Origin of the sequence: Halomonas sp. QHL1, from assembly GCF_001882345.1 — a bacterium.
In the GTDB taxonomy this organism is placed as follows: domain Bacteria; phylum Pseudomonadota; class Gammaproteobacteria; order Pseudomonadales; family Halomonadaceae; genus Vreelandella.
Window position 1 is genome coordinate 3,530,396 of the sequence record NZ_MINL01000001.1, and the last position, 22,279, is coordinate 3,552,674.

Here is a 22,279-nt window from a genome sequence, read left to right on the forward strand (position 1 = left end):
AATAACGGTTAGCGAACGATAAACGCTGGGGCGATGTGAGGCCCCAGCGTGAGGAAAAACCATGGGCGTTTTAACTCCTTTGCGCCGCGTGAGCGACCTCGTCAATCAGGTGGCCATCGTGGTGTGTGTGGGCTGTATTCTGGCGATGCTGGGCATCTCGTTCACTGCGTTTCTCTACAAGCTGATCACCGGTAGCACGCTTAGCTGGACCTACTCACTGGCGCGGCTGTTTCTGCCTTGGATCGGCTTTCTCTCCATGACGATTTCGCTGCGCTATGGCGAACATGTCGCCATGACACTGTTGGTTCGCAGCTTGCCCCGCGTGATGGTGCAAGTCGCTGCCGGGCTCTGCCTGGCGGTGATTGGTCTGTTTGCACTGATGCTGACGTGGTACGGCTGGGATTACTTCGCCAGTGCCACCCAGGTCTACATGGTCTCCGATCAAATCCGCATTCCCAGCAAGGTGACCGCTATCGTTGTGCCTCTCAGTGGCGTCCTCATGCTGCTGCACCTGGTGCATGGCTTTGCCCTGCTGGAGCATTTCATCGCTGATCAGGACGTGATTGGCGAACTCATCGACACCAGTGACGGGGAGCACCGCTCATGACCCCTGCAATTATTGCGTTTGTCGTGCTGCTGTTTATCGGTGCACCGGTGGCGGTGGTGATGGCCATGTCCGGGTTGGCGGGTGGCTTTGCCATCGGCGGCGAGCGCATGCTCGGCATCATTGCCGATCGCATGTTCTCCGGCGTCTCCGGCTTTCTACTGATTGCCGTGCCCTACTTTATTTTCACCGCAGAGCTGATGAACCAGGGCGGGCTGACCCATAAATTGATCGCGTTCAACAATGCACTGTTCGGTCGGGTGCGCGGGTCACTCTCCCATGTGAATATCTCGGTCTCGGTGTTCTTTGCGGGTCTCACCGGCGCGGCGGTCACCGATACCGTCGCCATCGGCAAAATCATGATTCCCGAGATGAAAAAGCAGGGCTACGATGCCGAATACGCCGCTGCGGTTACCGCCTGTTCTTCCATTATCGGGCCGATTATTCCCCCAAGCGTGGTGATGGTGGTGTATGCCACGCTGCTGCGGGATATTTCGGTGATTGACCTGTTTGCCGGTGGCATTATTCCCGGCCTGTTGATGGCGCTGGCGCTACTGGGCGTCAGCTTCTTCCTGGCCTGGAAGCGCAACTACCCTAAACAGGCACCTACACCCTTTAAGGCGGCCATCATCGCACTGTTAGTCGCGCTGCCTGCGATGGTGGTGCCGCTGATTATCCTCGGGGGGATTCTCTCGGGGCTCACCACGATTACCGAAGCCTCGGGCTTTGCGGCGGTTTACGCCATTGTGATTGGTGTGGTCTTCTACCGTAATCTTACCTGGCGCAAAATCTGGGATTCACTGGTGACCACGGTGCGCTTCTCCGGGGTAGTATTTTTTCTGCTGGCGACATCGGCGGTACTGGGCTGGTTCGTCACTCGCTCGGGCATCGCCAGGGATGCGGCCAGTATGATCACCACCTTTAGCGATGTGGCCTTTGTGCAATTGATGCTGGTGTGTCTGCTACTCTTGGTGATTGGCACGGTGATGGACGTGCTGCCTGCACTGGTGGTCATTGCGCCGGTTCTGGTGCCAGCGATGATCCAGCTGGGCTTTGATCCGCTGCACTTCGCCATTTTGATGATCGTGGTGCTCAATATCTCCAACGTGACACCGCCAGTGGGTATGACGCTGATGACCGCCGCGCGAATAGCCGAGGTGCCCTACGAACGAGCGATCGTGGCCTCGCTGCCGTTTTACGTGTCGTTTTTAGTAGTGATTGTGCTCCTGGCTGCGTTCCCAGCACTCTCCACCTGGATTCCGTCACTGCTGTAATTTAGCTAAGGACTGCGACCCATGAAGTGTTTTTATCACCCTGACCAGACGTTGCATGCGCCGCCGACCTTCCTGCTGCGCGGCCAGCCTGTGCCTTCGCCAGAAGGTCCGGTACGCGCCGAGCTGCTTACCCAGGGGCTGGCAACGGCGGGGCTGACCCTGACCGCGCCTACTGAGGCGGATTCGCCAACGCTGCGCAAGCGCTTAGAGCAGATTCATACGCCGCGCTACCTAACGTTCCTGGACACCATTTACGCCCGCTGGCAGGCGCTGCCCAATGCGGCGGAATTTGTTGCACCCAATATTCACCCTTGCGGTGGTGGTTACCACTACCCGCGCCACCCGATTGGGCAAGCGGGCTGGCATTTGCACGATATGGCCTGCCCGCTAAGTGCTACCAGCTTTCAAGGCGCGCTGGCCTCAGCCGCTAGCGCTGAAGCGGCGGCAGAAGAGGTGCTTAATGGCGCGCCAACGGCCTACGCGCTGTGCCGCCCGCCGGGTCACCATGCCGGGCCGGAGCGTGCCGGGGGCTTTTGCCTGCTGAACAATTCCGCGCTGGCCGCCACGGTGCTGCGCGAACGCTTTGCTAAGGTGGCGATCATCGATGTGGATCTGCACCACGGCAACGGCACCCAGGATATTTTCTATCACCGCAGCGATGTCTGGACGGGCTCGCTGCACGCCGACCCTAGTGATTTCTATCCGTTTTTTTGGGGCGGCGCTGATGAAGAGGGCGACGAAGAGGGCGTAGGTGCTAACGTTAATCTGCCCTTGCCGGTAGGCAGCGACGGGGAGGTCTATCTGGACGCCCTGGCAGTGTTAATTGATCACCTGCAGCGCTACGAGCCCGATGCCGTGGTGGTGGCGCTAGGCTTAGACGCCCACAAAGATGACCCGCTCGCGGGGCTTACGGTGGAAACCGAGGCGTTTATCGAGGTGGGTAAACGCCTGGCGGCGCTTGCGCTACCTATGGTGATTGTTCAAGAGGGCGGCTACCCCACAGAGCACCTAAGCGCCAACCTGACCGCGTTTATGCACGGTTTTACGGCATGAGCAGAACCGGTTTTTACTGGCACGAGCGCTGCTTTTGGCATGATTTAGGCACGATTGGGGTATTTTCCGCGCCGGGTGAGTTTTTACAGCCCCAGGCCGCCTCGGAAAGCCCGGAGAGCAAGCGACGCCTGAAAAACATTCTTGAAGTCAGTGGGCTGGTTGACGAGCTGAACGTGGTGAAGCCACCTGCCGCGTCGCTAGATGACCTGCTGCGTTTTCACACCCCTCGTTACCTGGACGAACTGCAGGCAGGGGATAAAACGCGGGGCGGCAACGGTGGCGACTGCGCACCTTACATGCCTGGCAGTTGGGCGGCAGCCACGCAGTCCGCAGGGCTGGCCATTGCCGCCGTTGAAGCCGTGGCGCTGGGCGAGGTGAGCAATGCCTACGCCCTATGCCGCCCGCCGGGCCACCATGCTGAAACCGATCAAGGCCGTGGGTTCTGCCTGCTGGGCAATATCCCCGTGGCGGTGATGCGCGCCCGGGCCTTGGGGCAGGTGAACCGGGTGGCGATACTCGATTGGGATGTCCACCACGGCAACGGTCAGCAGGCGGCGTTTTATGACGAGCCCAATGTATTGACCGTCTCACTCCATCAGGCGGCTAACTACCCGCTGGAAACCGGCAGTTTTGACGAACAGGGCGAAGGCGTAGGGCTGGGTGCCAATCTCAACCTACCGCTGCCCCCTGGCTGTGGCCTTGGTGCCTACGCGTACGCCATGGAAAAACTGGTGCTGCCCGCGCTGGAGGCCTTTAACCCCGAGCTAATCGTGGTGGCCTGTGGTTACGACGCCTGCGCTAAGGATCCCTTAGGAAAAATGCTGCTCAATAGCCAAGCCTTCGCCACCATGACCGCCCAGCTTAAAGCACTGGCCGAGCGCTGCTGCGATGGCAAACTGGTGTTCATTCACGAAGGCGGCTATTCGGAAGGTTATGTGCCGTTATGCGGCCACGCGGTGATCCAAACCCTGGCGGGCAGTGCCATTGCCGTGCCCGACCCGCAAAACGATGAAATTGCCGCTTGGGGCTATCAGGCCCTGCAACCGCACCAGGAGCTGTTAATCGACGACTGGTGCCAACAGTGGGAGCAACGCAAACAATGACACCGCTTTATGACCGCGATGGCTGGATTTGGCACGACGGTGAATGGCTGGAGTGGCGCGAGGCCAAGGTGCATGTCTTCACCCATACGCTGCATTACGGCATGGGCTGTTTTGAGGGAGTGCGCGCCTACGCTGGCCCCAGCGGCACGCATCTGTTTCGTGCTGCTGAACATACCCGCCGCTTGGCAGAAAGCGCCCATTCGCTGGATATGCCGCTGCCGTTTAGTGAAGCGGAGTTGATCAATGCCCAGCGCGAGTGTCTGACCAAAAACGGCCTGAGCAATGCCTATCTGAAACCTACCGTGTTTTTTGGTGCAGAAGGCTTAGGGCTACGCGCCCAGGGGCTAACGACCCATGTGATGGTCGCCGCCTGGGATTTAGGCCCCTACATTTCACCCCAGGCCGCGACCCACGGCTTGCGCGCGCTGACGTCGTCTTGGGCGCGCCACCACGTTAATATCAGCCTGTGTCGGGCGAAAACTAACGGCCACTACGTCAACTCGATACTGGCGCTGAATACGGCGATCAAAGCCGGGTTCGATGAAACTATCATGCTCGACCCGGAAGGCTATGTAGCCGAGGCCTCGGCGGCCAACGTCTTTTTGCTCCGTGATGGCGTGCTGCACACCCCGGAAGTAACCTCGTGTTTGCAAGGCATCACCCGGGATAGCGTGATTCAGCTGGCGCAAAAAGTGCTGGGCATAGAAGTGCGCGAGCGGCGTATAACCCGCGACGAGTTATACACCGCCGATGAGGCTTTCTTAACCGGCACCGCCGCCGAAATACTCCCGCTTCGCGAGCTGGATGGTCGCCGCATTGGTGGGCGTGCTGGCGCACCTCCGGTCAACGAGGCGATCAAAGCTGATAGCGTCACGGCTCAACTGCAGAGACTATATCGTCAGGCGGCGCGGGGAGAGTTGGATGATTTTCACCACTGGTTAACCCCGGCTTAAGCGCTAATCGCCTTCTCTAACGCGGCCAATCTTCCCGGCTCCAGCGCTGCTTGCACAGCCGTAATACGGATCACATTGGCAAGCTCTGGGTGTGTCAGGCGAGTGACTAATACGCCTTCGGCGAGCAGTTGCTTGTGTACCTCGGCGGCGAGTTCCTCGCTGGGCAGGCGAATGCCGATAAAGTTAGTAGCGCTGGGAAGCACGTCGGCACCGAGTGAGCGAAAGTGCTCAGCCAACTGCTCACGGCGTGCTTTTACATCGGTGACGTGTTGATGAACCTCGTCAGGATGGTCGAGCACGACTTCTGCAGCGGCCAGGGTCAGTGACGACACCGCGTAGTGGATACGCACCTTCATCATTATCGCCAGCACTTCAGGGTCGGCGATGGCGTAGCCAATGCGCAGGCCCGCCAGGCCGTGAGCCTTGGAAAGCGTGCGCAGGCGAATTACCCCCGGTATTGCTTTGGCAGCGAACTCGCTACCCGCGTCATCGCGGAAGTCCCCATAGGCCTCATCCAGCAACAGCCAGCAGGTGTCGGGCAGCGCTTCGCGCAGCTCGAGAATCGCCCTGTCGCTATGTAAGTGGCCGCTGGGGTTGTCGGGGTTGGCCAGATATACCAGCCGTGCGTTTTCCTGATGCGCCGCTGCTACAAGAGCTTCCAGATCGGGGGCCAGCACGCCCGGTGCTTCAAGGTAACTGGGTTCAATCAGGCGGCAGCCTTGGCCTTTGGCAAAATAGCCCAAGGTGGGGTAGGTGCCTGCAGTGCTCACCACGGTTTCCCCCGGCTCGCAGGTGGTGCGTAGGGCCAGGGCAATCAAGCTGTCAGCACCGGCATCTACCAGCATGGTTTCCAGAGCAATACCTTGCTGAGCACTCAAGCGTTGACGCACACCCAGAGCCTCGGCATCGCCGTAGCAGTAAACGTGTTCGGCCAGGGCATTGCCAAAGTGCTCGCGCAGGGCGCGGTGGGGCATATCCAGGCCTTCGTTAGAGCCCAGCCGGTGGGGGATCTCCTTTCCAATGCGGCGCTCTAATACTTTGATACCTGGGAAGGGGTTATGCGGGCCTTCGCCAGTTAAGTGCTCGGGATAACGGGGCGTACTTTGGCTAGGCATGGTAAGTCCTAAAACAGTGTTAATGAGTAACTTAAAACGCTTCTTGAAGCACTTTACCGCGGTTCAATAGATTGAGTGGGTCTAGCGCTTGCTTGAGCGTATGCATCAGTTCGACTTCAGCGCTGGAGCGGCAGGTATAGAGCCAGGGCCGCTTCTCCAGGCCAATGCCGTGTTCGGCGGAAACCGAGCCGCCAAGTGCCGCCAGCGGCTGATAGACCATGGCTTCCACTTCACGGCGCACCTCGACATCGGCGCTCCCCGCGTTGACGGAAATATGCAGGTTGCCATCGCCCAGGTGACCAAAGACCACCAGGCGAGCCTCGGGCCAGCGCTGCTTCAGTTGTGCTTCCAGGGCATCGGTGTAGCGCTGCATATCGGCAATCGGCAGGCTGACATCAAAAGTGAACAGCGGTGCCAAGCCTTTGATTAACCCTTCGATATCTTCACGTATCGCCCACAGTCCATCGCGCTGGGTAGTCGACTGCGCAATCACCGCATCCACAATCAGCTCGCTCTCTAACGCGCTTTCTAACGCCTCGCTGAACTGAGTGGCATTGCGCTCGGCGTCGCTGCCCAGGGAGTCAATGATCACATAAAACGGATGCTCGGTGGCAATCGGCGGGGTGTGGCGGCCCAGGGCTTCAGTGAGCAACCGGTAGTGGTTTTGCCACATCACCTCAAAAGCACCCAGGCCTCCCCCGAGCGCTTTGCCCATATGACTGAGCAGCCCGGTTAACGCCTCAAACGAAGGGCAGGCCACCATCGCGGTTTGCTCGCTGGGGGTAGGTGGCTGCAGGCGCAGCACTGCGCGGGTCACAATCCCCAGGGTGCCTTCGCTGCCGATAAACAGCTGCTTTAAATCGAAACCGGCGTTGTTTTTCAACATGCGGTTCATGGAGCTGACTACCCGGCCATCGGCCATTACCGCTTCCAGGCCAAGCACCTGCTGGCGCATCATGCCGTAGCGGATGACTCGAACACCGCCGGCGTTGGTGGCGATATTGCCGCCAATGGTGCAACTGCCTCGCGCGCCCAGATCTAGCGGAAACTGCAGCCCAACCTCTTTAGCCGCCTCCTGAACCTGCTGCAGTGGTGTCCCGGCCTGCACGGAGAGTGTGCCGCCCACTTGATCAATCTCTTCGATCGCGCTCATGCGTTCCAGGGAAATCACCAACTCATCCGGGCTAGCTTCTGCACCGTGCACCAACCCGGTTAGCCCACCGTGGGTGACCACCGGCTGCTGCACCTGATGACAAGCCTGCATGACCGCAGCGACTTGCTCGGTATCCGCCGGGCGCACAATTGCCCCGGCTTGGCAGGGGGCGCCGGTCATCCAATCCACGCGTCGGCTGTGCACATCGTCGCCGGTCAATACATGGGCCGGGCCCACAATAGCGCGCAGCGCCTCCAGGGTTATCTGCATTGGGTATCCTTTTTTTACCATTAAATAATTTACGCAGTGGCCGCTACGGGCGCCTCGCGGCCCGGAATCGCCTTAAGCAGCGCTTGGGTGTACGCCTCTTTTGGGGCGAGGAAAATCTGCTCGGCGCTGCCTTGCTCGACGATGCGGCCATACTGCATCACCACGATGCGGTCGCAAATCTGCGCAGCGACGCGTAAGTCGTGGGTGATAAACAGCAGTGAAAGCGAGAGGCGCTGCTTTAACTCCTCGAGCAGTTCCAGTACCTGGGCTTGAATCGAAACATCCAGGGCCGACACGGCTTCGTCCGCCACGATAAGCTCGGGGTTAAGCGCTAGCGCTCGGGCAATGCCTATGCGCTGACGCTGGCCGCCGGAAAATTCGTGGGGGAAGCGCTCCACGGCGCTGGCGCCCAAGCCCACCATGTCTAATAGCTCCCCCGCCTGTTTAAGCGCCGCGGCTTTGGGTGTACCGTTGGCAATCGGCCCTTGAGCAATCGCCATGCCCACTTTGGTACGTGGGTTGAGCGATGCGTAGGGGTCTTGGAATATCATCTGCACTCGGTGGCGTTCACGGCGTAGCGCATCGCCTTTGAGCTGGGAAAGGTTGACGCCATCAAGCAGCAACTCGCCGCTATCGGGGTGCTCTAAACGCACCACACAGCGACCGAGGGTGGATTTGCCCGAACCGGACTCACCTACGATCCCCACCGTTTCACCCCGCGCCAAGGTGAGCGATACATCCTCTAGGGCACGCACTTCGCGGGAAGGTTTAAGGAACCCGCCCCGGGAGCGAAAGACTTTATTGAGCTGCTTGATTTCCAGCAGCGGGGCGACTTGGCTGGTCTCCCGGTGGGGCGGCACCGCATTGCTGGGAATTGCTGCAATCAACGCTTGGGTATAGGCGTCTTGAGGGTTCTCAAGCACCGGTTTGGCGTCTCCCAGCTCGACGATTTTGCCGTGTCGCATGACGCAAACGCGGTTGGCAATTTCGGCCACCACGCCAAAGTCGTGGGTGATAAACATCACCGACATGCCGCGCCGCTGCTGAAGGTCGCGAATCAGCTCAAGTATCTGCGCCTGGGTGGTCACATCCAGCGCGGTGGTGGGCTCATCGGCAATCAGCAAAATGGGCTCCAACGCCAGCGCCATAGCAATCATTACCCGCTGGCGCTGGCCGCCGGAAAGCTCGAACGGGTAGGCGCGAATGGCCTTCTCCGGCTGTGGAATTCCCACTTCGATCAGCAGTTCCAGCGCACGGGCCTGGCGCTCCTTGGGAGTGAGCTGGCCGTGGGCCTCGAACACTTCGGCAATTTGCGCGCCTACCCGCATCAGCGGATTCAGTGCAGTCATTGGCTCCTGAAATATCATGCCAATTTTTAGCCCACGCAGGGCGCGGTGCTGCTTTTCCGTCAGGCCGAGCAGGTCTTGCCCTTCAAAGAGTATCTCGCCATGGGTGGCGTTCACGCCCTTGGGCAGTAGCCCCATCACGGCGTTGGCGGCCATCGATTTACCGGAGCCTGACTCGCCCACCACGCACATGATTTCGCCGCGCTTCACCTCGTAGCTAACGTCCTCCACCGCCAAGGCGCGATCCGCCCCTTTAGGGAGCGCAATGTTGAGGTCGCGAATGCTGAGGACGGTGTCAGCCGATTGATTCTCTGTAATAGGCATATAAAGTCCTTAGCGCTCGCGTGATAGTTTGGGGTTCAAAGCGTCGTCTAAACCTTCACCTACCAGGTTTAACGCCAGTACGGTGAGCAGAATCGCCACCCCTGGGAAGAAACTCAGCCACCACGCCTGACGAATCACCGTGCGCGCTGCGCCGATCATATAGCCCCAGGACATCACATTAGGGTCGCCCAGGCCGAGAAACGACAGCGCCGACTCCAGCAAAATCGCGGTGGCCACCATTAGCGATGCCAGCACGATAATCGGCGACAGCGTATTGGGCAGAATCTGACGCAGAATGATCGTGCTGTTGGACTGACCAACCAAGCGCGCGGCTTCGACATACTCGCGGTTGCGCAGCGACATAAATTCAGCGCGCACTAAGCGGGCCACCGGCGGCCAGCTGACGATCGCAATCGCCAGCACAATCGAGGTGATGCTGGGCTGCATGATGGCCACCAGTACAATCGCCAGCGCGAAGTTGGGGATGGTCTGGAAGAACTCGGTAAAGCGCATCAATACATCGTCTATGATTCCGCCGTAGTAGCCAGCAATGGCCCCCAAGGGAACGCCGATCAGCAGCGCCACGCTGGTGGATACCAGCCCGATCAACAGCGATACCCAGGCGCCGTGCATTAAGCCTGAGGCCACATTGCGGCCCATGGTGTCGGTGCCCAGGGGAAAGCCATCCTGCGAGAGCGGCGGCAAAAAGGGTCGCTGCACCATGCGCCAGGGCGATTCAGGAAACAGCAGTGGAGCGAGTATCGCCATGGCGATAATCAGCAGCAGGATAATCAGCCCGACGAGGGCGCCACGGTTTTGCGCGAAGCGTGCGAAAAAGCTCATGAGGCCCCCTTCTTGATGCGTGGATCAGCCAGGCTGTAAACCAAATCGGTGATGATATTGAAGACGATGACCAAGGCCGCCGAGAAGAAGAAAATGCCCAGCAGCAGGTTGTAGTCGCGCTGCTGCAGCGCTTCGAACATCAGCCGCCCGATGCCGGGCCAGGCAAACACGGTTTCGGTCAGGATCGCGCCGCCGACCATTTGCCCTGCCTGCAGGCCGGCCAAAGTGATAATCGGCAGCAGGGCGTTACGCAACACATGCCGGCGCTGGATAATGCTGGGCTTCAAGCCTTTGGCGCGGGCGGTTTTGACGTAATCCTGCTGAGCGGCATCTAGCATTGAAGTGCGCGTCATGCGGGTATAAATCGCCATAAAGAACAGCGCTAAGGTGGTCGCCGGTAGCACTAAGTGTTTGGCAACGTCGAGCACCAGCGCAAACCCCGTATGGCCTGCCCCCACGGTGTAAAGCCCGTAGGCAGGCAGCCAGCCCAGGTAGACGGAAAACACCACCACCGACATCAGCGCGACCCAGAACAGCGGGGTAGCGTAGAACACCAGCGCCAGCGCCATGATGATCGAGCCGGAAGGCTTTTTAACCCGTGCTGCAGCCATGGAGCCTGCCACGATGCCCAGCACCAGTGAGAGCACAAAGGCGGTGCCGGTGAGCAGTAGGGTGGCGGGCAGGCGCGCCATAATCAGATCAAAGACTGGGACGCCCAAACGGTAGGAGTAGCCGAAATCGAGCATGGCGATACCCGTCACGTAGCGCCACAGCTGCACATACATCGGCTGGTCGAGCCCAAAGCGCTCGCGCAGTTGGTCGAGAAACTCCTGATCCGCGGCACCCGCTTCGCCAGCCAGAATCGCGGCCGGGTCACCGGGGGCCAGCTGAATCAGCAAGAAGTTAAAAATAACGATTAAAAACAGCACAATCACGGCCTTGAACAGCCGCATTAGGATTAGGCGCGCGTAAACCATAAGTAGTTTCCTGACTAATACCTTCAAGACATAGCTGGAAAACCCAGGTAGCTCGCGCTACCTGGGTGGCTTGGGTTTAGCGGTCTAGCCAAGCATCTTTAAAGCCATCGTTAACACCCACGCCGGAAGTAACCAGGTTCTGCACATCGCAGCGATACAGCGTCGGGAAGCCCAGCTCCATCAGCCAGCCAACGGGCACATCTTCGTGCAGGATTTCCTGTACTTCACGGTAAAGCGCTTCACGCTCTTCGTCGGGGAAAGCCGTGGCGGCTTCGTTAAACAGCTCGTCGACACGCTCGTTTTCGTAGCCTTCGACGTTATTCCAGGGCGAGCCTTTGGCGATGTTGTCGGAAAGGTAGGTACGTGAAATACCCAGCGCCGGGTCGCCGTACTGGTATAGGTAGGTAAAGGCAAGGTCGTAATCCCAATCGCCCAGGCGCTGGTTCCAGCCGCCCACGTCGGTGGCCTGGGTTTCAACGTTAATACCCACTTCGCGCAGGTTCTGCTGCACGGCTTCGGCCCAGCGCGTCCAGGTTTCGCCGTAGGGCAGCGGCAGAATGGTGATCTCTTCGCCGTCGTAGCCCATTTCATCGAGCAGCTCACGGGCGCGTTCGGGGTTGTGATCGTAGGGTTCCAGGTCGTCGTTCTGGAAACGCGCATTGGAGCCAAAGGCGGAGAGCGGCACATTGCCCAGGCCGTTCCACAGGACATCTTTGGCGAACTCGCGATCCATGGCGTACATCACCGCCTGACGGAAGCGCTTATCCGCCGTAGGGCCTTCACGGTTGTTCATCCACAGCATGGCAAAGGGGCTGAAGTACTCGTGGCCCTCTTCGGTCATGCAGACGTTATCCATCTCGGCTAAGCGGGGAATATCGAAGTTCTCGACGGTACCGCTGGGCAGAACGTCAATGGTTTCATTTTCGAACGCCACCGCACGGGAGGCGCCGTCAGGAATAATGTGCCAATTAACGCCATCCAGGTAGGGCAGGCCCTCTTCGTAATACTCTTCGTTCTTGACCAGCTCAATCACCGTGCCGCGCTCCCAGTTGGAGAACTTGAACGGGCCGGTACCGATGGGGTGGTCATTGTGCTCGTTATCGCGGAAATCAGTATCTGCGTAGAGGTGCTCGGGCACCATGGTGAAGGTGCCTGCTTCAAAGGAGATCAGGAATGGGCCGAAGGGTTGAGTCAGCGTAAACACGACGGTGTGGTCGTCGGTGGCTTCGATGCTCTCCACGTGCTGCAGGACAGCGCGGGCGCTGGGGTTCAGCTCGCGGTGGAAAACATCGGCGGAGAACACCACATCGTCAGCGGTAAATGCTTCGCCGTCGTGCCAGGTAACGCCTTCACGCAGATGGAAAGTATAGGTGCGGCCATCCTCGCTGACCTCCCAGGACTCCGCCAGTTGCGGCATGGGTTCAAGGTCGGTGGAGTAGCGCAGTAGGCCTTCGTAGATATTGCCCGATACGGTGCGTGTGGGGGCGTTTTGAATCATGCCCAGCACCAGTCCTGGCGGTTCGGGCTGGATAATGGTGTTAACGACACCCCCTTCTTTAGGGTCATCGGCCAGAGCGGCGGTGGTGAAAGCGAGTGCTGCAGCGGAAATAGCCAAAGCTAAAGGTTTTTTCATGTTTCCTGCTCCTCGGTTATTAGCACGTAATCGGTTTACGTAGTCGTTAGGCGAGCGAGGCGTGTCAGACCCTGTTGTGATGTTTGTTGGGGGTCTGTTTTAAAACTAGCATTTTCAAAAGCTGGCACTTTGAAACCAGTCTCTTTGAAAGTAGCAGCACGCGGTAAAACTGTCGACAGTCGGCAATCGTTCGTCGACAAGGAGGTATTTTTCGTCATACTGGGAAGAACATGTTATACCCACGAGTGAATGCGATGGCCTTACCAACGGCGGCTCCCAGGCCCTTTATTCAGCAGCAAAATCTCGTTGAACAAGTGGCCGACTACTTAACCCAAGCGATTATTCAGCAACACTTTTTACCCGGCGAGCGGCTTTCTGAAGTGCAGCTCTCACGCGACTTGGGCGTTAGCCGCGCGCCGGTGCGTGAGGCCGCTCGTTTACTGGAAAGCCGCGGTTTATTAATCTCAAAACCCCGTCGGGGCTTCTTTGTAAGAGCGTTGAATGCCGTTGAACTCGAGGACGTATTTGATCTAAGGCTGTGCCTCGAGCGCCATGCTATCCACCGCCTTGTCGAGCGCTATACCCCCGATGCCCAGCGCGCGCTCAAGCAGCAGGTAGAGGTGCTATGTGAGGCGGCAGCCAGTAACGATGGCACCCGCCGCATTGAAGAGGATTTGCAGTTTCACCGGTTAATGCTGCACTACGCGGGTAACGAGCGGCTGTTGCGTGCCTTTGACGACCTGACCCATGAGCTGCGCCTCTGCATCACCCTCATTACCAAAACCCATGAAGCCCCCGACACGATCGCCACCAGCCACTTTAAGCTGCTTGACGCGCTGGATAGCGGCAGCCCTGATGCCTGCCGTGAGGCGATTGACTACCACATAGGCGTTGCACGCGATTTCGTGGTGAAGGGTGTGGGCGAAACCGGAGATAGTTCTGATGAAGATAGTGCCGATGAAGACGTTCTTCCACGCTGACCAACTGCTTCATCAGCCGCAAACCTACTTCTCCCGGGGTAAAATGCGCACACCCCAGGAAGTGCCGGAGCGCGCGACTCAACTGCTGGCGGCGGCCAATCAGCTAGGGTTTGATACCCAAGCACCTGCGGATTATGGGGTAGCGCCGCTAAGAGCGGTGCATTCGCTGGCTTATCTGCGCTTTCTGGAAAGTGCCCATCGGCGCTGGCATGCCCTTGGGGAAGATTGGGGTGAAGAGGTTATCTCCAATATTTTCGTACGTTCGCCCAACGCCCTGCGCGGCATCTTGGCAGAAGCAGGGCGCTACCTGGCTGATGGTAGCGCGCCTGTGGGCCAGCACACATGGCAGGCCGCCTATTGGGCTGCGCAGAGTGCGGTCGCCGGAGCCGAGGCCTTATTAGCCGGTGATCGGTTCGCCTATGCACTATCGCGCCCGCCGGGCCACCACGCAGGTATCGATTCCGCTGGTGGCTTCTGCTTTCTGAATAATGCCGCCATTGCCGCGCAGCATCTCACTTCGCGCTATCCGCGTATCGTGGTGCTCGACCCCGATATGCATCACGGGCAGGGCATTCAGGAAATTTTCTACCAGCGCGACGATGTCATGTATATCTCGATCCATGGCGATACCACCAACTTCTACCCCGCAGTAACCGGCTTTGAAGACGAGCGCGGGCAGGGCGCTGGGCTGGGCTATAACCTCAACCTGCCGATGCCCCATGGATCAGAGGAGTCGGTGTTCTTTGACCGCCTGGAGCAAGCCTGCCAGACCATTCGCCTGTTCGAGCCTGACGCCATCGTGCTGGCGCTGGGGTTTGATATCTATGAGCGCGACCCCCAGGCCAAGGTGGCTGTTTCCACGACGGGGTTTGGTGAACTGGGCCGCCGGGTCGCGGGCCTGAACGTACCCACGCTGGTGGTGCAGGAAGGCGGCTACTACTTGGAAGGGTTGGAGGCCAACGCGGTGAGTTTCTTTGAGGGACTGCTGGGTAAGACGTAATCAGTAAGACAAGCCATCAATGTGTCTGGCAAACTAGCCACTTTCAGCGATCAGCAAGACGATTCGGATAGTCATTGAAATAGTCATTGAAAGGACACGGCATGGCCCACCTGCTACGCATCGTGATGATTCACGGCCACCTGGAAGGGGTGGTTGAACTGAGTGTGGACGGTCACACCAATATTTGCGGCACCAACGCCTCCGGTAAAACCACGCTACAGCGCCTGGTGCCGGTTTTTTACGGCGAATTACCCAACAAGGTCGTGCCCAAAACGCGCATGAAGTTCGATGCGTTCTACCTGCCCCACCGCAATAGCTACCTGGTGTACGAATACCGCCGCGAAGCGGGCAATATCTGCCAGGCGGTGCTCACGCGTAAACAAGAAGGCGGGGTGGAGTATCGCTTTGTCGGCGCGCCCTACCAGCCGGAAGACTATCTGGTGGAGAGCGATGCAGGCGTGGCGGCGCTGGACTACACCCAGTGGGCCAGCGGCCTGCGGCGCAACGGCACGCCGGTGTCACCCAAGCTGGGTGCTACCTCTGAATTTCGCTCGGTGATCCAGAACGATTTTACCCAGCTGCACGGCAACAGCCGCGACGGTCTCAAACTGCGCCAGATCGCGGCGCAGTTTAGCCTGGTCAAACCCGAGCGGCGCATCCGACATATCGAAAAGCTGGTCTCGGCGGTGCATGCCAAAGAGGGCAAGATGGACACCCTCAAAACCATGCTGGCGGCGATTTTCGAAGAGGATGGCGTTGAACTGCCGGTGACCCGGATTCGCAACACCAAGGCGCGGGAGTGGATTGCCCAGATGCGCCAATCCATGCGCCTGGAACCGCTGCAGGTCTCTCTCGCCCGGCTCGCTGGTATCGACCGTGAACTCGCCGACCTGGATGCCACGCTGTGGCAACTGAAGCCCCAGCTGGAAGACGACCGCCAGCGGGCCGAACGCCAAATGGCCGATCTGGATGCCGAGCTGGCCCGCCACCAGCGCGAGTTCCAACAGCGGGAGAGCGACTATAGTGAGGCGCGGGATAAACTTAACGACCGCCACAGCGAAGTGGTCAGCGATTTACAGCAGACCCAGCGCCGCCTCAACGACCTGCAAACCCAGTACGAGCATTACGCTGATGCGGATATGCCCGCCCTGGAGCGCGACATCAACGCGCTACCCCAGTGGCGGGAGCAGCGCGACCAGCTGCGCACCCACCTGAACGTAATGCAGGACGCGGTAAAAGAGAGCCAGGCGCGCCTGGACGGGCGGCTGCGCGAACTCTCCGAGGCGCTGGCCCGCCAGACCCGTGAATCCCAGGAACTGATCGACGCCCTGGTCGAAGAGAAAGCCCTGCGTCGTGAGCAGCAGTGGGAGTCCGAACAGCAGCTCAACGAACGCTACCAACAGGAGCGCCAACGCCTGGAGGGCGAGTATCAGGCGCAGCTGGAACTCGGCGTCGAGCAGCTAGCCGAACTAAAAGCGCAGCTCTCGCTCTCGACCCAGACCGCCGAAGAAGCTTCCGAGGCGGAGCTTGCCCAGGCGCGACTGGATCAGGCCCAGCAGGAGCGCAACGCATCGGCCGCCACCCTGGATGGCCTGCGCCGGGAGTTTGAAAGCCGCAAACGCGAGCGCGACAGTGCCGAACAGCAGCTGGTGCAACTTCGCCAACAGTTGGAGCGCGCCGAGCAGCGCTGCTTTGCGCTCTATCAGCAGCGCGACCCGGAGCAGAGCAGCCTGCGCCACTTCCTGCGCTACCATCGCCCCGGCTGGGAGCAGCAGCTAGGCAAGGTGATTGCGCCAGAGCTGCTAGAGCGGCGTGACCTCGCCCCGCAGTTGGCGGAAGGCGCGAGCGATGACTTGTTCGGGCTGGCGCTGGATCTTTCCGCCATTGCTTTGCCGGATTACGCCCAGGATGAAGCCAGCCTGCTGGCCGCCATCGAAGAAGCGGACACCGCCAAGCGCCGGGTGCAAACGGAGAGCCAGGCCGCCGAGAAATCGCTCAAGCAGCATAACGAGCGGGTGCAGCAGGCCGATGAAGCCCAGGATCAGGGCCGCATGGCCCACAAGCGCGCCGAGCAGGAAGTCGAGTTTGCGATAGAGGCCCGCCGCCAGCAGCAGGAGCGCCACACCAAGCGCCAGCAGGAGCGACGTGCGGCGCATCAAACCGCATTAGCCCGCCAGGAGCAAACGCAAAAGGAGCTGCGTGAAGAGAAGCAGCAGGCGCTCGCCGCCCTTAGCGAGACCCACCAAAGCCAGTTGCTGGAGCTAAAAGCCGACGGCCAGAGCCAGGTGGATAGCCTGGAGGCCCAACTGCGCCAGTATAAGCAGCAGTTGAGCGACGCCAATGCCGAACACCAGCGCCAGCGCGAGGAACTGGAAGAGGCCTTTAGCCAGGAACTGGCCGAGCAGGGCGTCGACCCCGCCAAGCTCAAAGATACCAAGGCGCGGCTGGCAAGCCAGGATGAACGCATCCGCATCACCGCCGCCCGCCAGGATGAACTCACCGAATACACCCGCTTTATGCGCGTGGAGTGGGGGCAGCACAAGCCGCAGCTGGTCGCTCAAGAAGCCGAGCTGGAACAGGCCGAACAAAAGCTGCAGCGTGATAAAGAGCATCTGAAAAACGATTTTCAGGCCGCGCGCAAAACCCACCAAAGCACGGTCAGCACGCTGAAAACCCAGCGGGAGAGCGAATACGCCTGCCTGGAAGCCTTGAAGCCGCTACTCACGCAGCTGGAAAGCTTGGCCATCGAGCCCGACGGCCAAGCGCCCGGCACGCCCCTGGGCGATGTGGACGAGCGTATCGAGCGTGCCCGCCAGGCACTGGGCAATCGCCACCAGCTCATCGAGCAGCTGCGCCGTGGCTGCCTGGAGGTCGAGAGCCAACTGATCAAGGACGCCAGCAGCGGCTTTGCCGAAGCGCTGGAGAGCGAGCGCAGCAAGCTGCAAAGCGACAACCCGCGCCTACAGCTGCCGCTACTGCGCGACATGCTCAAACTGCTTGAAGATCAACAGCAGCAGCTGATTCAGGAAGGCCGCAACCTAAGCGACGACCTGGATAAGTTCTTCACCGTATTTCGCGATTTGAACCGCCGCATCAGCGCCCAAAGCCGCCGGCTCTCTGAAGAGGTTGCTGATGACCTGCGTTTAGAAGGCATCACCAAGGCCGAAGTGCGCATTCAGTCCACCATTGATGAGCTGGGCTTCTGGGAGCCGCTGAAGCTGTTTGCCCAGCGCTATAAAGAGTGGCGGGAATCCGGCCAGACGCTACCCAGCGACGACTACCTCAACGCCCTGGCGGACGTGGTCGATTTACTGCGCAGCGACCAGCAGTACAGCTTCGAAAGCCTGCTGCGGCTGGAGCTGCACCTGAACGAAGGCGGCACCGATCTGGTGATCAAGAACGACCGCCAGCTTCTGGAGTCCTCCAGCCACGGCATGGCGTATTTGATTCTGTGCAAGTTCCTGCTCGCCTTTACCCGCCTGCTGCGCGGCGATGCGGAAATCGCCATCCACTGGCCCATTGATGAGATCGGCACCCTGGCGTACCACAACGTCGAAAAACTGTTCGACGCCTGCGACAGCAACCGCATTCATATCGTCGGCGCCTTCCCCAACCCCGAGTCCGATGTGCTGCTGCTGTTCGCCAACCGCTACTTGATCGATCGCGATGAGGCCAGCCCCAACAAGCGAGTGTTAAAACGCATCGAGCCACGGCTAAGCCGCCTGGCCGAACGGCTCCAGGAACGTCAGCAGGAGGTGACGGTATGATCGAACATGGCCCACTGCTTGAGCGCCTGCTGGCGGGTGAGTTTGTCTGCCCGATCAGCGATGAGAGCGGCTATCGTCATCTCACCAATGAAGAGACCCGGGAGGAGATCGATACCTACCTGCGGCCGCTTAACCGCCGCCTGGCAAGCAATGAGGATGGTAGCGTCTATTTTCTCGCCTGGCGCCAGCTCAATGACAACGCCCGGGATCAGCTCTCCCGCCAGCTCGGCGATACGCTCAACAGCCTGCTGCCGCTGCTGGAGTGGTTGCAGCTGGTTCAAGAGGCGCTGGGCCGCGACACCCTGGCCGCCCCCGGTGATGTGCTCAAACCCGCCGAGTTCAGCGCCAAGTGCGAAGACAACCAAAGCCTGCGCGAACGCTTGGAGCGCTTGGCCACCGACAGCTTCTTTGGCTCGCAAAGTGATCAGCTTGATGCCCAGGTAAAGCAGGTCTTCAAACGCCTGAAAGAGCACGGCTACCTGCTCCAGCCCCATTCAGAGCGGCAGGTATTCGTGGTCACCGGCAAGATCGACTACCTGGTGGATCTGGTGCGCTTTATTCGCGATGAGGAGAACCTGCCCATCGAAGAGGGCAGCGAAGAAGGCTCCGGCTCCCAGGAGGCCCTGTTGTGAGTTCTAGCGGAGAACACGCCTTGGAAAGCCGCCTGCTCAAAACCGGCAGTGAACGGCTGGCGCTGCTCGGCAAACACGCCGATGTACTGATGCAGGCCTACACCCGCGATGAAGTGCCGCTGGAATCGCTCAGCGATAGTGCGCTGCGCAAGCTGCTGGCGGCACGCATCCTATGGCGCCCGGATGAGCAGAGCGGCGTGAAGCTGGCGCCCAAGGTGCGTGAACTGATCGCCGAGATGCTTGCCGACGAGACCCGCCGCCATGTGAATGCCGATGTGGCGGAAACCCTGGAGCTGATTCGCGCCCTGGTACACAGCTACCGGGAGGCGCGCAGCCGCGGCGAACACTGGCGGCTGGAGCAGCAGTTGATGCGCCTGCGCCAGGAAGTCGATGACCTGAACGGGCGCTTCGCCGATGCCATCGACAGCTTATGGCAGCGGCTGAATAGCGATTTTGGTTTCGTTAGCCAGCTCAACGACAAAATCCGCGAAAACGATCGCGCCCAGAAGCAGATCGCGAGGCTGCTGGATGGCCTGGCGCTGATCGACTTCGACGAGTTGATCGAGCTGGTAGGCAGCGACGGCGGCCTGCGCAAGCTATTGATCAGCCAGCTACAGCAGCAGCTAAGCCACCACTACACCAGCCTGCGCGAAGTGCAGCGGCGCTTGATCGAACTGATGGCGCGCTTTCGCAAGCAGCAGGCGCGCAGCCGCCTGATCAGCGGCATGGCCGCCTTTATGCGCGAACACCCTGGTTTTGTGCCGGGCAACTACGCCCGGCGCAGCGAGGTACCAGGGCTGGTCAATCAGGCCGCTCCGCTAAGTGCCGCGGCCGCCCCTGCGCTGGATCGCAACCTGGATAGCCGGTTGCTCGCCGACCTGCTGCACCAGCTACCCCAGCCGCGCCACATCACGCAAACCGTTGAAGCAGCCGCTCCGGCCCAAGCCCAAGAAAGCAGCTTAGCCGCCGCCCGTCAGCAGGCGCTCAAGCAGGATGTGGAACACTTCTATTTAAGCGTGATCGACCAGCCCCAGGTGGAGCCGGTCAGCGCCCTTGAGTACCTGCACGCAAGCCCGCTGGAATGGCCGGATGAGATCTGGCTGTTCCAGGTGATTTCCGAATACCAGGGCCTGCCGCGCAGCGATCAGAAAGCGTTTCGGCTCAAGCAGCAGGAGAGCCAGGCCAGCCAGTTCAATCACCTGCGCCTGATCCACGATGTAGAACTGCAGCTGGCCGTATGAACCTACCCGGTCGCGCCCGCAATGGGCTAAACGGCGTCGCCCGTGAACTTCTCCGCCAGCCCGCGGTGGAGAAGCCGCGCCGCCAGTGGGTAGACGACGTAGTGGCTTGGTGCCATCAGCACGACATTGACCTAGCCACGCGAATCAACAGTAAAGCGCTGCGCTTTGACGCCGCCTTGCTGGCGCAGATTAATGACGTATTAGAAAGCGCCCGCATAGCACCGCTAGGCCGATCACTCAGCGGCCTTACCAGCAGCGCCCAGGCGAAAGAGGGTGTAGAAGAAGACAAAGCAACCCGCGAAAGCCCCCGTGCACGACGGGTACTCGTCAGCTTTCCGCCTCAACCAACAACCGGGGTTGCCAACGAACCACGCGCTATTCGCGATGTAGATGTACTGGGGCTAAAACTAAGCGCGTTTAGCGCTCTAATCCAGGTCGAAAACCTCGACAGCTTCTATGAGTTCTCGCCGGATATTTCAGCGCTAAGCGGCTATGTAAACCCGCTGGTCGTTTACCGCGGCGACAGCCACTACGGCGGCGGCTTTGCCTTACTGGCCGAGGCTTGGCACAAAACCCGCCGAACACACATCTATGCCGGTGACTTCGATGTAAAGGGCGTCACGCTAGCGCTGGATAGCAACGCCACTCACTTGCTTCTGCCCGACATCAAATGGCTCACCCAAAACGCCACGCCGCTGCATGTGCCTGCGGAGCAGTTTCCCTACCAGCGCAGGCTACGTAAGCATCTCGCCGCGCTACCATCTGCCCATTCATTGCGTGACTACCTTACGTTGTTGTTGGAAAAGCAGCGGGGGCTTAAGCAACAGTGGTTTGGTGGGGAGATGATGAGTGTGGCGCTTGGCTAACAGCAGTCTTGGTAGGGTTGCCACTCAAACCCGCTATTTCATGCTTTGCCATGGTTCGTCTTTAACGGACTCATAGGCGTTAAATGTTTGATTTCCCTAGCTGAGTATTGCTTTTTGGGTGGTGTGTTTAGACAACCCAAAGCGTGTAGGAGAGACTTTTGAATAGATTGCCAATATTTGCTTTGCCCCGGAGCGAAACAATGGGATAGAGTCAAATCAGGTGGGTACATAACCTCAGCGAATGCGTTGGCACGTTTAATGCTGTTATATAGCCTTCCTTATATCACTGTTATGGCTCAAGGGGTAAGTTAAAATAATGAGCGTTGATCAAGAAAGTGTATCAAAAATACTTAAAGAGCCGATCATGATTGAGTTTTCAGACACTGTTAGGAAAATGAAGACGAATGTTATTTTGGTTAGTTTTATTTCGTTATTTATGACTTTGGGGGGTGTTGAGATAGACCCAGAATCTACATTTTTTGGTCTGAAATTCACTGGCTTGAGTAGTGACCTTATATACAGTGGGTTAGTGGTGGTTCTCTTTTATTTAATGGCACATTTTGTTTGGTGTGCGTATGAGACTCTACAGGAGTGGGAAGTTCGGGTAACTGGGACAAAGGGAGCCTTTAAGCGAGCTGATCAAGAAGACATAGATGAAGCTATTCACCCGAGTTACCCATCAGACCCAAGAAACTCGACATTATACTATTCGTGGTCAACCCAGGCGCATAAGATATCTTGTGTAAGAAGTGATATTGAGTCTGCAAATAAAAAAATCCTTGAGCTGGAAGCGGTTGTTCATGGGTTACGTGAGCAAGGAACAAAATTATCACGTGACACTGTTAATATAAGCACCAGTGTTGATCCTCTAAAAGATGAGTGGCAATCAATTAAAAGATCTATACAAGCAATTGAGAAAACTATTTCGGCAGATCAAGTAATTGATTCAATGAGAGTGTTTGATCGAAGATATAAGTATTTTATGAAAACACAGAATATTCGTTGGTTTGTCATAGACTTCATTTTTCCAATCGTATTGTCATCAGTGGCAATTTATAAAATGATAGACGCTTTAAGTTTGTAAAAGCCATAACTAGTTTAGGCACAGAGACAAAATTTCCTCTGTGCTTCAATTTTTCCCGTGC

General features: G+C 58.7%; 18 protein-coding genes. 12 read left to right on the plus strand and 6 right to left on the minus strand.

Going from position 1 to position 22,279, the window contains the following annotated elements; all coding sequences use genetic code 11:
• Positions 1-61: 61 nt before the first annotated feature.
• The 5 genes from QHL1GM_RS16215 to QHL1GM_RS16235 are packed head-to-tail and all read left to right on the plus strand — an operon-like array spanning position 62 to position 4,987.
• Positions 62-607, plus strand: a complete 546-nt coding sequence (locus QHL1GM_RS16215) for a TRAP transporter small permease (protein ID WP_071695388.1) — start codon at positions 62-64, stop codon at positions 605-607.
• Positions 604-1,878, plus strand: a complete 1,275-nt coding sequence (locus QHL1GM_RS16220; RefSeq protein ID WP_071695389.1) for a TRAP transporter large permease — start codon at positions 604-606, stop codon at positions 1,876-1,878. The genes QHL1GM_RS16215 and QHL1GM_RS16220 overlap by 4 nt, the downstream gene beginning before the upstream one ends.
• A gap of 21 nt (positions 1,879-1,899) precedes the next feature.
• The gene (locus QHL1GM_RS16225) at positions 1,900-2,931 is read left to right on the plus strand and encodes a histone deacetylase family protein (RefSeq protein WP_071695390.1); all 1,032 of its coding nucleotides are present in this window, start codon (positions 1,900-1,902) and stop codon (positions 2,929-2,931) included.
• Complete coding sequence (locus QHL1GM_RS16230; protein ID WP_071695391.1) at positions 2,928-4,034, plus strand: class II histone deacetylase; 1,107 nt, start codon at positions 2,928-2,930, stop codon at positions 4,032-4,034. The genes QHL1GM_RS16225 and QHL1GM_RS16230 overlap by 4 nt, the downstream gene beginning before the upstream one ends.
• On the plus strand, positions 4,031-4,987 hold the full coding sequence (locus tag QHL1GM_RS16235) for a branched-chain amino acid transaminase (protein WP_071695392.1): 957 nt from the start codon (positions 4,031-4,033) through the stop codon (positions 4,985-4,987). Before QHL1GM_RS16230 ends, QHL1GM_RS16235 begins: the two co-directional genes overlap by 4 nt.
• On the opposite strand, the gene QHL1GM_RS16240 is transcribed toward QHL1GM_RS16235, so the two are convergent.
• The 6 genes from QHL1GM_RS16240 to QHL1GM_RS16265 form a co-directional block, all read right to left on the minus strand.
• Positions 4,984-6,102 carry a histidinol-phosphate transaminase gene (locus tag QHL1GM_RS16240; RefSeq protein ID WP_071695393.1) on the minus strand — a complete coding sequence of 373 codons (1,119 nt, stop codon included), beginning with the start codon at positions 6,100-6,102 and terminating at the stop codon, positions 4,984-4,986. The genes QHL1GM_RS16235 and QHL1GM_RS16240 overlap by 4 nt on opposite strands.
• Before the next feature lie 31 nt (positions 6,103-6,133).
• Positions 6,134-7,525, minus strand: a complete 1,392-nt coding sequence (locus QHL1GM_RS16245) for an FAD-binding oxidoreductase (RefSeq protein WP_071695394.1) — start codon at positions 7,523-7,525, stop codon at positions 6,134-6,136.
• A 29-nt stretch (positions 7,526-7,554) separates the two neighbouring features.
• The gene (locus tag QHL1GM_RS16250) at positions 7,555-9,195 is read right to left on the minus strand and encodes an ABC transporter ATP-binding protein (RefSeq protein ID WP_071695395.1); all 1,641 of its coding nucleotides are present in this window, start codon (positions 9,193-9,195) and stop codon (positions 7,555-7,557) included.
• A gap of 9 nt (positions 9,196-9,204) precedes the next feature.
• A complete protein-coding gene (locus tag QHL1GM_RS16255; RefSeq protein ID WP_071695396.1) occupies positions 9,205-10,038 on the minus strand; it encodes an ABC transporter permease in 834 nt (277 codons plus the stop codon).
• On the minus strand, positions 10,035-11,015 hold the full coding sequence (locus tag QHL1GM_RS16260; RefSeq protein ID WP_071695397.1) for an ABC transporter permease: 981 nt from the start codon (positions 11,013-11,015) through the stop codon (positions 10,035-10,037). Before QHL1GM_RS16260 ends, QHL1GM_RS16255 begins: the two co-directional genes overlap by 4 nt.
• A 76-nt stretch (positions 11,016-11,091) precedes the next feature.
• Positions 11,092-12,648, minus strand: coding sequence for an ABC transporter substrate-binding protein (locus QHL1GM_RS16265; RefSeq protein WP_071695398.1), 1,557 nt, complete (start codon positions 12,646-12,648; stop codon positions 11,092-11,094).
• Between the two features lie 254 nt (positions 12,649-12,902).
• Here QHL1GM_RS16265 and QHL1GM_RS16270 point away from each other — a divergent pair, with 254 nt between their 5' ends.
• From QHL1GM_RS16270 to QHL1GM_RS16300, 7 genes are all read left to right on the plus strand, one after another.
• Complete coding sequence (locus QHL1GM_RS16270; protein WP_071695399.1) at positions 12,903-13,628, plus strand: GntR family transcriptional regulator; 726 nt, start codon at positions 12,903-12,905, stop codon at positions 13,626-13,628.
• Complete coding sequence (locus QHL1GM_RS16275; protein ID WP_071695400.1) at positions 13,606-14,628, plus strand: histone deacetylase family protein; 1,023 nt, start codon at positions 13,606-13,608, stop codon at positions 14,626-14,628. Before QHL1GM_RS16270 ends, QHL1GM_RS16275 begins: the two co-directional genes overlap by 23 nt.
• Before the next feature lie 101 nt (positions 14,629-14,729).
• Positions 14,730-18,395 carry an ATP-binding protein gene (locus QHL1GM_RS16280; protein ID WP_071695401.1) on the plus strand — a complete coding sequence of 1,222 codons (3,666 nt, stop codon included), beginning with the start codon at positions 14,730-14,732 and terminating at the stop codon, positions 18,393-18,395.
• Positions 18,392-19,027, plus strand: coding sequence for a hypothetical protein (locus QHL1GM_RS16285; RefSeq protein ID WP_022520046.1), 636 nt, complete (start codon positions 18,392-18,394; stop codon positions 19,025-19,027). The genes QHL1GM_RS16280 and QHL1GM_RS16285 overlap by 4 nt, the downstream gene beginning before the upstream one ends.
• Positions 19,024-20,268, plus strand: a complete 1,245-nt coding sequence (locus tag QHL1GM_RS16290) for a hypothetical protein (RefSeq protein WP_071695402.1) — start codon at positions 19,024-19,026, stop codon at positions 20,266-20,268. Before QHL1GM_RS16285 ends, QHL1GM_RS16290 begins: the two co-directional genes overlap by 4 nt.
• Positions 20,265-21,134: a hypothetical protein gene (locus QHL1GM_RS16295; RefSeq protein ID WP_071695403.1), complete on the plus strand. Its 870-nt coding sequence runs from the start codon at positions 20,265-20,267 to the stop codon at positions 21,132-21,134. The genes QHL1GM_RS16290 and QHL1GM_RS16295 overlap by 4 nt, the downstream gene beginning before the upstream one ends.
• Positions 21,135-21,450: 316 nt before the next feature.
• A complete protein-coding gene (locus tag QHL1GM_RS16300; RefSeq protein WP_139245624.1) occupies positions 21,451-22,218 on the plus strand; it encodes a hypothetical protein in 768 nt (255 codons plus the stop codon).
• The last annotated feature ends 61 nt before the right edge of the window (positions 22,219-22,279 follow it).

Bases quoted from the DNA above. Each gene is read 5' to 3' on its own strand.
- QHL1GM_RS16275 (WP_071695400.1), top strand. From the start codon at position 13,606: ATGAAGACGTTCTTCCACGCTGACCAACTGCTTCATCAGCCGCAAACC.
- QHL1GM_RS16245 (WP_071695394.1), bottom strand. From the start codon at position 7,525: ATGCAGATAACCCTGGAGGCGCTGCGCGCTATTGTGGGCCCGGCCCAT.
- QHL1GM_RS16270 (WP_071695399.1), top strand. From the start codon at position 12,903: ATGGCCTTACCAACGGCGGCTCCCAGGCCCTTTATTCAGCAGCAAAAT.
- QHL1GM_RS16240 (WP_071695393.1), bottom strand. From the start codon at position 6,102: ATGCCTAGCCAAAGTACGCCCCGTTATCCCGAGCACTTAACTGGCGAA.
- QHL1GM_RS16260 (WP_071695397.1), bottom strand. From the start codon at position 11,015: ATGGTTTACGCGCGCCTAATCCTAATGCGGCTGTTCAAGGCCGTGATT.
- QHL1GM_RS16285 (WP_022520046.1), top strand. From the start codon at position 18,392: ATGATCGAACATGGCCCACTGCTTGAGCGCCTGCTGGCGGGTGAGTTT.
- QHL1GM_RS16255 (WP_071695396.1), bottom strand. From the start codon at position 10,038: ATGAGCTTTTTCGCACGCTTCGCGCAAAACCGTGGCGCCCTCGTCGGG.
- QHL1GM_RS16250 (WP_071695395.1), bottom strand. From the start codon at position 9,195: ATGCCTATTACAGAGAATCAATCGGCTGACACCGTCCTCAGCATTCGC.
- QHL1GM_RS16230 (WP_071695391.1), top strand. From the start codon at position 2,928: ATGAGCAGAACCGGTTTTTACTGGCACGAGCGCTGCTTTTGGCATGAT.
- QHL1GM_RS16220 (WP_071695389.1), top strand. From the start codon at position 604: ATGACCCCTGCAATTATTGCGTTTGTCGTGCTGCTGTTTATCGGTGCA.
- QHL1GM_RS16215 (WP_071695388.1), top strand. From the start codon at position 62: ATGGGCGTTTTAACTCCTTTGCGCCGCGTGAGCGACCTCGTCAATCAG.
- QHL1GM_RS16265 (WP_071695398.1), bottom strand. From the start codon at position 12,648: ATGAAAAAACCTTTAGCTTTGGCTATTTCCGCTGCAGCACTCGCTTTC.
- QHL1GM_RS16225 (WP_071695390.1), top strand. From the start codon at position 1,900: ATGAAGTGTTTTTATCACCCTGACCAGACGTTGCATGCGCCGCCGACC.
- QHL1GM_RS16280 (WP_071695401.1), top strand. From the start codon at position 14,730: ATGGCCCACCTGCTACGCATCGTGATGATTCACGGCCACCTGGAAGGG.
- QHL1GM_RS16300 (WP_139245624.1), top strand. From the start codon at position 21,451: ATGAGCGTTGATCAAGAAAGTGTATCAAAAATACTTAAAGAGCCGATC.
- QHL1GM_RS16235 (WP_071695392.1), top strand. From the start codon at position 4,031: ATGACACCGCTTTATGACCGCGATGGCTGGATTTGGCACGACGGTGAA.
- QHL1GM_RS16295 (WP_071695403.1), top strand. From the start codon at position 20,265: ATGAACCTACCCGGTCGCGCCCGCAATGGGCTAAACGGCGTCGCCCGT.